General features: G+C 30.9%; 12 protein-coding genes and 1 pseudogene. 3 read left to right on the top strand and 10 right to left on the bottom strand.

Annotated features, from left to right (window positions below; all coding sequences use genetic code 11):
- The first annotated feature begins 76 nt into the window (after positions 1 to 76).
- The gene (locus C1I91_RS16835) at positions 77 to 523 is read left to right on the top strand and encodes a cytochrome b5 domain-containing protein (protein ID WP_128213901.1); all 447 of its coding nucleotides are present in this window, start codon (positions 77 to 79) and stop codon (positions 521 to 523) included.
- A 237-nt stretch (positions 524 to 760) separates the two neighbouring features.
- Positions 761 to 2,122: an MATE family efflux transporter gene (locus tag C1I91_RS16840; protein ID WP_128213902.1), complete on the top strand. Its 1,362-nt coding sequence runs from the start codon at positions 761 to 763 to the stop codon at positions 2,120 to 2,122.
- 96 nt (positions 2,123 to 2,218) lie between these two features.
- Here C1I91_RS16840 and C1I91_RS16845 read toward each other — a convergent pair whose 3' ends face one another.
- The 6 genes and pseudogenes from C1I91_RS16845 to C1I91_RS16865 all read right to left on the bottom strand — a co-directional run bounded on the left by C1I91_RS16845 (position 2,219) and on the right by C1I91_RS16865 (position 6,585).
- Positions 2,219 to 3,334: a ribose-phosphate pyrophosphokinase gene (locus C1I91_RS16845; RefSeq protein WP_128213903.1), complete on the bottom strand. Its 1,116-nt coding sequence runs from the start codon at positions 3,332 to 3,334 to the stop codon at positions 2,219 to 2,221.
- A gap of 424 nt (positions 3,335 to 3,758) precedes the next feature.
- Positions 3,759 to 4,376: a class I SAM-dependent DNA methyltransferase gene (locus C1I91_RS16850; protein WP_128213904.1), complete on the bottom strand. Its 618-nt coding sequence runs from the start codon at positions 4,374 to 4,376 to the stop codon at positions 3,759 to 3,761.
- A gap of 18 nt (positions 4,377 to 4,394) precedes the next feature.
- A pseudogene (locus C1I91_RS16855) lies at positions 4,395 to 4,880 on the bottom strand (class I SAM-dependent methyltransferase); the annotation flags it as partial.
- A 12-nt stretch (positions 4,881 to 4,892) separates the two neighbouring features.
- Entirely contained in the window at positions 4,893 to 5,111 is a 219-nt protein-coding gene (locus C1I91_RS29020) for a hypothetical protein (RefSeq protein WP_238475812.1), read from the bottom strand.
- A gap of 110 nt (positions 5,112 to 5,221) precedes the next feature.
- A complete protein-coding gene (locus tag C1I91_RS16860) occupies positions 5,222 to 6,115 on the bottom strand; it encodes a sugar phosphate isomerase/epimerase (protein ID WP_128213905.1) in 894 nt (297 codons plus the stop codon).
- A gap of 26 nt (positions 6,116 to 6,141) precedes the next feature.
- A complete protein-coding gene (locus C1I91_RS16865) occupies positions 6,142 to 6,585 on the bottom strand; it encodes a GNAT family N-acetyltransferase (protein ID WP_128213906.1) in 444 nt (147 codons plus the stop codon).
- A gap of 235 nt (positions 6,586 to 6,820) precedes the next feature.
- Between C1I91_RS16865 and C1I91_RS16870 the strand changes: the two genes are divergently transcribed.
- Positions 6,821 to 7,306 (top strand): hypothetical protein, encoded by a 486-nt coding sequence (locus C1I91_RS16870; RefSeq protein WP_128213907.1) that lies wholly within the window; start codon positions 6,821 to 6,823, stop codon positions 7,304 to 7,306.
- A gap of 295 nt (positions 7,307 to 7,601) precedes the next feature.
- Here the strand turns inward: C1I91_RS16870 and C1I91_RS16875 are convergent, their stop codons facing one another.
- The 4 genes from C1I91_RS16875 to C1I91_RS16890 all read right to left on the bottom strand — a co-directional run bounded on the left by C1I91_RS16875 (position 7,602) and on the right by C1I91_RS16890 (position 12,216).
- Positions 7,602 to 7,913 carry a nucleoside triphosphate pyrophosphohydrolase gene (locus tag C1I91_RS16875; RefSeq protein ID WP_128213908.1) on the bottom strand — a complete coding sequence of 104 codons (312 nt, stop codon included), beginning with the start codon at positions 7,911 to 7,913 and terminating at the stop codon, positions 7,602 to 7,604.
- Between the two features lie 56 nt (positions 7,914 to 7,969).
- Positions 7,970 to 8,272: a hypothetical protein gene (locus C1I91_RS16880; RefSeq protein WP_128213909.1), complete on the bottom strand. Its 303-nt coding sequence runs from the start codon at positions 8,270 to 8,272 to the stop codon at positions 7,970 to 7,972.
- 141 nt (positions 8,273 to 8,413) lie between these two features.
- A complete protein-coding gene (locus C1I91_RS16885) occupies positions 8,414 to 9,604 on the bottom strand; it encodes a GGDEF domain-containing protein (RefSeq protein WP_128213910.1) in 1,191 nt (396 codons plus the stop codon).
- Between the two features lie 257 nt (positions 9,605 to 9,861).
- Positions 9,862 to 12,216: a glycoside hydrolase family 31 protein gene (locus tag C1I91_RS16890; RefSeq protein WP_128213911.1), complete on the bottom strand. Its 2,355-nt coding sequence runs from the start codon at positions 12,214 to 12,216 to the stop codon at positions 9,862 to 9,864.
- Positions 12,217 to 12,291 lie beyond the last annotated feature (75 nt).

Below are 12,291 nucleotides of genomic sequence, written 5' to 3' on the forward strand. Positions count from 1 at the left end.
ATTACAAAGCAGTTTTTATAATACTGGAATATTTCTAAAATAATTAGCAAATAACTACACATAAGGAGGTGATTATATGATAAAAAAACTATCGACCTTATTATGTGCCATTTTTATTTTTACAACTTTTATTTTCATAAGCTGCTCTAAGCAGCCTACTACAACCAGTAATAAAAGTAATACAACTGGTAGTTCCAATAATAGTGCCACTAACGGAAGTAGTAGCAACGGAAGCTCTAATGCAAGTAGCAATAATAGTAATACTAAAATTGAACAACAAAACCCAACAGGTAAAACTTTTACCCTAGATGAATTGCAAAAATATGATGGTAAAAATGGAAACCCAGCTTATGTTGCTGTAGATGGAGTGGTATATGATGTGACTCATGCAGAAAAATGGCGTAATGGAGTTCATCAAGACTGGGTTACTGCAGGAAAAGACCTCTCCAAGGAAATAAGACAGTCATCTCACGGAACTAGTGTATTAAAAGATTTGACTGTTGTAGGTAAGTTAAAGCAGTAGTTTAAGTACTACAATTTTTATTTTCCTATATGATTGCATCTTAAGTGTAATCATTATATGAAGATACAACACTTAACTCCAGAATCGATTTTCAAGGCTCATCTATGTTCTAATAGGAGCTTCCGAAAATATTATTTTTACTGTAATACAAGACTATACAGAACTTTATTTTAAATATGTAAGTAGCCTCCGTTTATGCTATAATTATATGGCTTATAATTTTACGGAGGTTATTCTATGAATTTACTATCACTGTTTTCTGACAAAAAGTTCTTCAACGCTACTATAAAACTAGCCCTTCCAATTGCACTTCAAAATTTCATATTATCTTCGCTAAACCTTTTCGATAATATAATAATTGGTGGACTTGGAGAAGTAGCAATAGCAAGTGTTGGACTAGCTAATCAAATGTTTTTCTTACTAAATCTTGTTTTGTTTGGCGTTGTAAGTGGCGCGTCTATATTTACAGCTCAATACTGGGGGAATAAAGATTTAAAAAATATAAAGAGAGTTCTTGGAATATGTCTTATTTCATCCATAGCAGCATCTTCAATATTTACTTTAGCAGCATTAATTTTTCCTAAACCTATAATGAGCCTTTTTTCTAATGATCCTGCTGTTATAAATATGGGAGCTAATTACCTAAGAATAATATGTTTAAGCTATATAGTTACAGCAATCTCTTTTGCTTACGCAGCTACGTTAAGAAGTATCGGACAAGTAAAAGCTCCTATGTTTGTAAGTGTTACTGCACTTGCTGTAAACACAGTACTAAACTTTACCATGGTTTATGGTGTAGCGGGAATTCCTGGACTTGGAGTATACGGGTCAGCTTTAGGTACATTAATAGCTCGTATAATTGAATTTATCTTAATGATATTTGTGGTATATAAATTTAAGTTTCCACTGGCGGCAAAACCTAAGGAATTGCTTGATCTTTCTCTAGACTTCGTCAAGAAATTTTTCAAAGTAACTATTCCTGTTATATTAAATGAAAGTCTTTGGGCTTTAGGTGTTACAGTTTACTCTGTAATTTATGCTCATATGGGGACTTCCATAATAGCATCAACAAATATAGTAAGTACCATAGACAGACTAGCAATGGTTATATTCTTAGGCTTCGGTAATGCCGCTGCAATAATGATAGGACAAAAGATTGGTGAAAAAGATGAGAAAACAGCATTCTTATACGCTAAGAGATTCATCATAATGAATCCTCTCATAGGTATACTGGTAGGCTTTGTAATATATATTGGTGCACCTTCTATACTATATGCTTACAATGTATCACCTGAAGTACACAACTATTCAAAGTCCTTGCTTCATATTTTAGGCATATTCTTATGTATAAAAGTCTTTAACTACACTAATGTGGTTGGTATATTAAGAAGCGGCGGAGATACAAAATTCTGTCTTCTTCTAGATATAGGCGGCATGTGGCTTGTAGGAGTACCACTAGTAGCTTTAGCTGGCTTATACTTTAATCTTCCTATAGATAAGGTATATATCTTTGTCTTTATGGAGGAAGTGGCAAAATTCATTGTAGGCTTTCCAAGAATAGCTTCTAAAAAGTGGATTAATAATTTAGTTATTCACTAATATTCTTATCAAAACTAACTATAAATGAATTATAATAGTAAAGGGATAAAATCTAGTTATAGATTTTATCCCTTTACCTTATGCTATGATTTTTATCTACGATCTACTCTTTAATAACTGGTGGATTACATAAGTTGCATCCATGTATGAAGCTATAGATTGATCATGATTCAATCTATTGATTATTCTTGCAATAAACTCTGACATATCAACTTTCTTAAACCATTCAGCCTGCTGAACTTCAGGAGATATGTATGTTAAGTTTGTGGAGTAAACTCTAGTTATTAGACCATCTTCATATAGTTTCTTAAATTTATCTACACCTTCAGTGAAGAATGCAAAAGTAGCTGCAATATAAACATTTCTTGCCTTTCTTGCTTTTAGCTCTCTTGCTATATCTAAGACAGATTCTCCAGAAGCTATCATATCATCAACTATAAGTACATCTTGTCCTTCAACGTCTCTTCCCATATATTCATGCTTAACAATTGGGTTCTTTCCGTTTATTACAGTTGAATGATCCCTTCTCTTATAGAATAAGCCTACATCTAAGCCTAAAACGCTTGAATAGTATATTGCTCTATCCATAGCACCTGTATCAGGACTAATTACAAGCATCTTATTTTTATCTATTTCTGCTGACTTCTCTTCAGTAATAAAAGTCTTTAATATATCATAAGTAGGATATAGGTTCTCAAATGACAATAATGGAATAGCATTTTGAACATTTGGGTCATGAGCATCAAAAGTCAATATCTCTTGAACTCCTAATCTCTCAAGTTCTTGCAATGCTAAAGCACAATCAAGAGATTCTCTTCCTTTTCTTCTATGTTGTCTTGATGCATAAAGAAGTGGCATTATTACAGTGATTCTTCTTGCCTTTCCTCTTATTGCAGACACAGTTCTTTTTATATCTTGGAAATGCTCATCTGGTCCCTTGAACGTTTGTAAACCAAACATATTATATGTACAGCTATGATTTCCAACATCACAAAGTATGTAAATGTCCTTACCTCTAACTGTTTCTGAAAGCTTTACCTTACCTTCACCATTGGAAAAGCGTATTTCCTCAGTAGGGATTAAGAATGACTCTTTTGTTCCTCTTCTTGATTTAATTTCCTCATCAATCTTCTGGCCTAAAGCTTTGCAGCTTTCTAAAACAATAAGTCCTAAGTCTCCATTATCAGGGATAAAAATTTGATTATCGCTCATCTTCATACTCCTTATTAAGTTTATATATACTATTATACTTATTTTTTTAGTTTTATGAATTGATTATTATGTCGGATTAACTCGATATTTTAACATTTCCTCAATCAAATTAATTAATTCATAACTTTACTTATAGTTTCTACTATTTGGCATAGTATATAAATATGTTTTTATGCTTTTCGTTTACATTGTAGATTTTAACAAAACCTATGATTTATAGGTGTATTTTATCTTTTTAGAGTTTATAAATTTGTTTCTTTCCAATATTCCTTTCATCCCTATTGCTTATGGTTACACTAGTTTTAATAATATCGTTCAAATTAAGTGGTTATGAAGGGGATGCTATATGAACGAACAACTAGAATTCGTTAGTTTAACAGAGCCTATAATGATATAGACAGTAAAAAAGTCGCTGAAGCGACCTTTAGTTAATTTTTCTGCCTTTAATCAAAAATAATGAGTACTCTATTAATTCCTCGTCTATTTTCTTATTATCATAATAAAAGGTATGAGCCTCTACTTCACTAAATCCACATTCCTCTAATAAAGCTTTTAGCTGCTGCTGATTAAACCCATTATGCCCATCAAATCCAATTTCATTTTTATGAAAACTTCCATCTTCTTCGTTAAGATCCACTATGCATAAATAACCACTTGGATTTATCATGCTATAAAATTTTTCACTAATAGCTTTTATATCTTTTATGTGATGAAGAACCATTGAGCTATATATTAAATCATACTTTTCATTCAAACTGTCCTCAGTCATTATATCAAGGTTAAAGGCTTTCAAGTTAGAAGTATTAAACTGCTCTATCTTAGAGTTTACAACCTCAACCATATTTTTTGACGAGTCAATAAGTGTAATACTTTTAATATATTCATAAAGATTAAAGCTAACTAGGCCAGTACCACAACCAAACTCCATTGTAGTGTCTTCTTTACTCAAAGGCACCGATTTTCTTATTTCTTCGGCTACTATCTTTGCTCTTTTTGCTCTTTCTTCAGTATCCCAACTTTTTGCAAGCTCATCAAATCTCATGCCTTACCTCCAAATAAATTAATTTATCTTCTTTTTCATTAAAACTGTCCATAGGAAGGCTTCACCAAAATATTCTCCACCTTCTACTTTTTTCATTTCTCTGAATTCTATTATCTCAAAATATTGCTGTAATATATTTTTTAACTTATATTCAGAAAATCCCATTCCACCACTCATAGATTTGTCTCTATATACATCATAGTCAGATATATTTGCGCCACCTTTCAAATTAAAGCAAGTCATAGCAAAATATCCATCTTCCTTCATGCTATTATATATTATTTGAAAATACTTATTCCTTCTATGAGGCTTAATATGGTGAAAGCATCCTCCATCATAAACAAAATCATACTTTTTGTCATTTGCATGATCAAATATGGATTGGCAGATAAACTTAACCTTTATGTCTTGATCTTGTGCAAATTCCTTAGCAAGTTCTATAGAAGTATTAGAAAAATCAATTCCTAAAACTTTAAAACCTCTCTGCCCTAAGTACATTGAATTTCTTCCTTTTCCTCAGCCTATGTCTAAGGCATCTCCACCATTTAATATACCCCGTTCAACATAAGATACTAAGTTTTCATCAGGAATATTCTTAAAAAATGGAACTGAACTTTCATCACGTGTATAAAATTTATCCCACCACTCACTATCTCTCTTCTCTAGAAGATTGTCCAACATCTTCATAACATCTTCCTCAGTTTTTACTATATCTAGATCCAAACCAATATCCATATGTACCTCCATATAATCAACATCTACACATATAATTATACTATAAATAGGAACATATTTTAATTAATTACATACAGATTGTATTATCTGAAGCACTTTTCTTTCTCACTCTATTCCCCCTCTATAATTGACTTTATCCAACTATAACAGCTATATAATTGTTGATCACTTATAAGATCTGATCTGTGTTCAAACATTACCTTAAAATTATTATTCTTTTGTTTAATAGTGCCCAGATATTTTTCTATAGGAGCCCACCCATCTTCTTCTTTTAAGCACGGTAATGCTGGGTAGTGATTATTTTCTCCTATTCTAGCATTCCATAAATGTACAATATCTGTATATTTTGCAAATCTTTCTATTATGTTAATGGCATCAAAGCTTTTGTCTATCAAACTTTGAAGCTGCAATCTTCCAGTATCTAAACAAATCCTTATAGTATTATATGTATTCAGACGCTCCTCTAAAAAATCACTTTCACAAAGGTATTTATTTAAAGCATCAAACTCTAAAACTGGAACAAAGTTGTACTCTATGGCTTTATTTGATAACCAATTAAACAAATCTTCGGTTTTTGATTTGAACTCCTCAAAGGAGTACTCAGATTCATAAGCATATTCGCTTCTATCTGCGAATCTCCAGTTATCCATATCAAAATCTTCTTTTATTACCACAGGTTTTGGATAATGGAACAGTATATATTCTGGTTTAAGCTGTCTTTCTTTAATATATCGAAGGTCATTTTCTATATATACAAATGCTTTTTTTCTTACTTCATCATTTAAAGCCAAAAACTGTGCATCTCTAAACTCCGCTACTCCCGCTCTCAAAGGAAAGTGTACTCCGTACTTGAAGTCTTTCTCAAAAGATTGCTCCACTAAAAATTCTATTTCTTCTTCTGTTTTAAAAGAACAGACTTCTACCCCATAGAAGCCTGTTAGAAAATCTCTATTAAATTTATTAAAATCATATCTTCCATGCATCCCAATCATGAAACAATTCATATAGCTAACCTCTCATAAATCTTAAATTATTTTTTACAAATCATATCTATATGGGGAATTCCGTCCTCTAAATATTCTTCAGAAACCGGTTCAAACCCAAAACCTCTGTAAAAATCAAATAAATAGGCTTGTGCTTGAATTTTAATAACTTTTTCCTTTAGAACTACCTCAAGATATTCCATAGCCCTTACTAACATATCTTTAGCTAAATCTCTTCCTCTATAATCTTTTTTCACTATTACTCTACCAATAGATGCCTCGCTATAAGCAATACCCTTTGGAAATATTCTTGTGCAAGCCACGATTTCGCCATCATCCTCTAAATATAAATGATAAGCTTTGAAGTCTTTGCCATCAGGATCTAAATAGATGCACTGTTGTTCGACTACAAAAACCTCACTTCTAAGTCTTAAAAGCTTATATACCTCTTCTCCACTTAACTCATTAAACTTCTTTAGTTTCCAAATCATAACTTTCCTCCTAGTATTCAATTCATTCTCCAAAAGAATGCTGTTCCGAACTATAAATGTCTTTTTAATTAGTTATACCAAATATTGTAAGTATTTTCTATAAATTCTTATATGGGTCCTAAGTCATTTAGATAATATCTTAACAGATAAACATATTAATTTCAAAATAATTACTGTTTTATAAACTTATGCTATAATATATGTAAATATTTTTCAGTAAAAAGGGTGGTATACTATGGACGAAAAACTACTAATAATTGAATTGCAAGATAAAATCCAAGAGCTTAGTAGAAAGCTTACTTTATTAAATGACATGGTAAATCTTTTAAATACGGCTAAGGCACCTGATCCTAGAAACCCATATGCTAACTGGCGATTGATAAATGGAATAGATAGAGAAAAGAAGAGAAAGCTTGAGTTTGCACTTTTTACTCTGACCCAAAGATTAAATTCTGAGTATATAAATCAACCTAACCAATCAGATTTTATAGAAGTACCTATTAAAGAGTTATTATTAGTTGATAAGAAGCCAGAAATTGATGAAATTTACAACATATTAAAATTAGTATTAGAAAAAAAAGATGAGGATGATTTTATTATAAATACTTTAGTTGTTAGCCTATGTAGAGAAGGTAGATATAGAGAACTTTGCGAATATATAATTCTTGAACAATCAAAAAATGGCAACAACGAAATAATGAAACTTTCAGCTTTTATTTAGGAGCTCTTAGTATATCTGCATAACATATTTTATATTTTTAAAGCCTCCACTAGCTTATAGAGGAGGCTTTAAGTATAACTTTCATTGATTGCTACTTATACAAGTAGCACCATTTTTTACAATAATTTATTACTTAGGTTAATTTAAATAATAGTATTAGATTTTAAGTGGTTCTGAAGGAGATGATATTTGGGCCAGCTATTAGCGCAAGCTTCATTAAAGCATCGGATGAGTGACCACTTAACTTAATTTTATAACATTAATTTAACAAAGCTATTATTTAATATATTACTTACTATTCTTCTACAGATTCAAGGATAATTCCATCCTTAAACCCTCCTCTTGCCGCTTTTTTTTCATTCCTTTTATTCATTAATTCATCTTCACTAAAGCCTAAACTTTCAGCTAGTCCAAAAAGCACTTCCATAATATCTGCAAGTTCTTCTAGATTATTGTCTTCCTTAAACTCTACCACTTCTTCATCTAACTTTTTTACAAGTAACCTAGATATATCTGCTTTATCTGCTTTTATGTATCTACAACTCTTCCCACTATCTTCTATAACCTTGGGAATTTTATCCCTAACTAATTTATTATAATATTTCATAGTTATCCCCCATAACTCTTCATATTCAGATGATTATATTGTTAAAATAGCTAATACTACTTTTTCTTTGTATAGTTTGTTTTGTAAGGCATAGTTCCAGCAAGACTTAAAAAGAATCCAAATAATATACTTTCAAAGGTTGATATTGCATTGACAGGCACGTGAATGAAATACAATAACTGTGCAGTTAAAGACTCTAATAACAAATATATTATGCTAACAACCGCCAATAATATAAAATTGTTTTTTATCTTTATTTTTCTTCTTACTAACATTGGAAGATCAAACTTTCTATATGCCCCCACAAACCCAAAGGTTGCAGCACATACTATTATGACCTGTATGATATTGTTAAGCATCTTATCTCTCCTATAATCTTTTTTACTTTTTAGATAAATATTACTTTATGTTTAAATTTGCTATCTTTAGATATATTATAGCTCAACTCAATTACTTAAAACAATGCCAAATCGATTTAAATTTATCTAAAACAATATCACTTAGTCTTCAAAAATGCCTAATTCCACTCTATTTCTTCCATTTTTTTTAGCTTTATAAAGGGCCATATCAGCAGTACTATATGCTTTATCAAAATCTTTTTCCGTCATATCCCTCAATTCTGATATTCCAAAACTTGCAGTTACGTGAATAATTTGATTTTCAAAATTAAATATACATTTATCTATAATATTCCGAATATTTTCAGTCTTTATATTGGCAAGCTCCAAAGAAGTACTATAAAACAATATAATAAATTCTTCACCGCCAAATCTTGCTACCATGTCATCCTGCTGAATATTAGATTTTAATACAGAAGCAATTTGTTTTAGTATAAAATCTCCTGCTGGATGTCCATAAGTATCATTTATATGCTTAAAGTGATCAATGTCCATTATAGAAATTGAAGATACTTTGTTATCTTCACTTGTATTGTAGATATCTTTCTTCAGACTATCTATAAAATATCTTCTGTTAGGTATACCTGTAAGCAAATCATTGTCCGAAAGATACTGTAACCTCTTATTTGCTTCTTCCAACTTTATATTCTTAGCTAAATGCATAAAGTGATTATTATATACAAACTTGCATAGAAAAAGTGCTGAAATAAACATCAAGGTTCCATTTATTAGATTTGAAAATAAGATTTCGCTATTATGTTGAAATACAACTATAACTATTATATATATAACAAAAGTTACAGCATACATTACATTCTCTACCTTTGGCTTAATTAATATAACCAGCCCACTATAGATTATATTTACTCCAAAAACTATAATTTGACCTGTGGTAATCTGATCAAGCCCAGTGATTAGGGTAAGGAATATTAAAATTAACCCCAGTGCTAAATAAACAAGTATTTCATATAGCTTTATATTAGATTTATTAACCAACTTTTTATTTATAGCTCTATTAAACATTATAAAGCCAATTAGTGACACCAAAGCAATAGCAAGGTGCAAACATAAATACCCAAAGTAAATTAACCTATCATCCACTGATCCAGCTTCAATCTTATTTAAATCATAGAATACTGCTAGAAGTGTTTCAAAGACAACTAATATGCTTAATCCAATTCTAAGCCTTCTCATATTTGTGATAACTATATCTTTTCTTATGCCTTCACTCTGAACTTCAGTTAAACTTATGTTATTGGACAAACTAAATATCTCTCTAAAAGTTTTTATCAATTTTATGCCCTCTTTTGCTAATAAATAAAGTTTATATATTTAAGTATTTTTATAAATTTTATCACATATATAAAGCTTTTGTATATAAAGATATACCACTTCTATCCGAAATCTATTTTAAAACTCTTCTGGATTGTGAGAGGAGTTTTGTAAATTATAATACGAAGTTGTACATCTATAACTTAATAAAACACTAGGAGGTATATAATAAGCTTCCTAGTGTTTTATATTATCTAATTAATTCTATCTAATTAATTCTATCTAATTATTATTGTCCCTTTTTCAGCTGGAATAACAAACTCTACACTACAGTCTTGCTTTGTAAATTCTAACTTGTTATTATTGAAATATACTTCCTTAACCGAAGCTTCATTATAAGCTATCTTAAAGGTCTCATATCCTTTAAATTCATTTTGCTTAATATTCAAATTAATAACAGTTTCTTTTCCATCATTCATCATAAATTCATATAAAGTATATTCACCATTTCTATAATTGTAGCTTTCTTTATCATCAACAAAATGAGCATAACTTCCATCACCTGGATAAATATCAAGGGTTAGTTGATCTATTTCCTTTTCTCCAACATAGTTTTGTTCTGGAAAGTTTGGAATTATGGAACCGGCTTTTATATATATTGGACAAATATCAAGAGGTGCTTTCTTAATTACGTAAGTTCCTCCCTCTAACACTTCTTTAGTCCAATAGTCTATCCACTTACCTTCTGGTAGATATACCGTTCTCACAGTCTTTCCCTGCTCTAGTATAGGTGCTACCAATATATTTTCTCCAAATAAGAATTCATCATTAATCTCGTGAACTTCTTTATCTTTTTCATAATGAAGCAGCAATGGTCTCATTACTGGCAAACCACTATTCTCTCCACTCCACATTAAATCATATATATATGGTAAAAGCTTGTATCTAAGCTTTATATACTTTCTGTTTATATCAAGAGTTTGCTCATCAAAAGCCCAAGGCTCTTGATCTCTCGTATAGCTTCCTGAATGATTTCTAAATAATGGTGTAAAGCATCCAACCTGTACCCATCTTGATAACAATTCCGATGTGCAATCGAAGCTAAATCCACCTACATCTGTACCACAGAAACTTATTCCACTGATGCTTAAGTTTAAAAGCATAGGAATGGCCATCCTTAAGTGTTCCCAGAAGCTTTGATTATCACCTGTCCAAACAGTTGAGTATTTCTGAGTTCCAGCATAAGCTGCCCTTGTAATAACAAAAGGTCTTTTCCCACTATATTTTCTTATCCCTTCAAAAGTTGCTTTAGACATAAGGTGACCATAAACATTATGAATCTCTCTATGATCTGTACCTCTTCCTTCATTTTTAAACTGAACATCATCTGGTAATGGCCCGTTAAAGCTTGCAGGCTCATTCATATCATTCCATATACCTGAAACCCCTGATTCAAGCATTATCCTTTGATTTTCTGCCCACCAGCTTCTAGTATCTGCATCAGAAAAATCAGGGAATACTGAGTTTCCTGGCCATACTTTATTCACATAAGTTACTCCATCCTTATCTGTAGCAAAATAGTTGTTTTTTAAACCTTCTTCGTAAATTGGATAGTTCTTTTCTTTTTTCACACCTGGGTCAATTATTGTAACTATCTTAAAGCCATCTTCTTTTAGTTCCTTTAAGGCTTTCTTCTCATCTGGAAATCTATTTTTATCCCAAGTAAATACTTTAAAATCGTCCATATAATCAATATCTAGATGAATAGTATCACATGGTATATCTTTTTCTCTAAAGTTTTTCGCTATTTCTCGTACCCTGCTTTCTGGTGAGTAAGACCACCTGCTTTGATGAAATCCAAGTGTCCACATTTGTGGTAAAGGTGTCTTTCCAGTAAGCTCTGTATAGTTTACAAGTATATCTTTAACACATTCTCCACCTATAAAGTAGTAATCAAGATTACCATCATCCGCGCCAAAATAATAATATTCTGAGTTCTCTTTACCCATATCAAAGTAGGACTTAAATGTATTGTCAAAGAATATTCCAAAGACACTGTCTTCTCTTAGATTGATAAAAAACGGTATGGATTTATATAAGGATTTATGACTCTCAACATGTGGAGATGGGTCGTCGGTATTCCACATTTCATAATAAGAACCCCTCTTATTTAAATGACCAGTCTTTTCTCCAAGCCCATAAAACTTTTCATCACCAAACATCTTCTTTACTACTTCTATTTTATGTCTATCAAAATCCTTCTCAACGTTATGCCCTTCATCTTCAGCTACACTTACAGTACCTCTTCTTAAAAAAGGTCTTCTTTCTTCTCTTAAATCTTCGCATAATATTGTTCCATCTATTTTATAGAAATCCACCTTAAAATCGTCGTATACCTTAACCACTAGATGATTTGTTTTTATCTCTAAATACGAAGTCTTATTTTCAACGGCAATACTACAATTTTCTATATTAAGCTCTTCAATAGCTCTTGAATAATGCTGCTGGTATTTTAACGGAGAAAATATATTAATTACTAAGGGGTTTATAACTTCTACAATTCCTTTATTATTCTCAAAGTCCAAATATACTTTATTTTTTTCTACTCTATGATTTACTAGCTTTCCAAACATAATTAATCCTCCTATAGCACTTGCCAATTTATTATGTAAACCTTATATTAATAGTATATATATTTTTTACTTGTA

Source organism: Clostridium manihotivorum (genome assembly GCF_004015185.1).
In the GTDB taxonomy this organism is placed as follows: Bacteria; Bacillota; Clostridia; order Clostridiales; family Clostridiaceae; genus Clostridium_AR; species Clostridium_AR manihotivorum.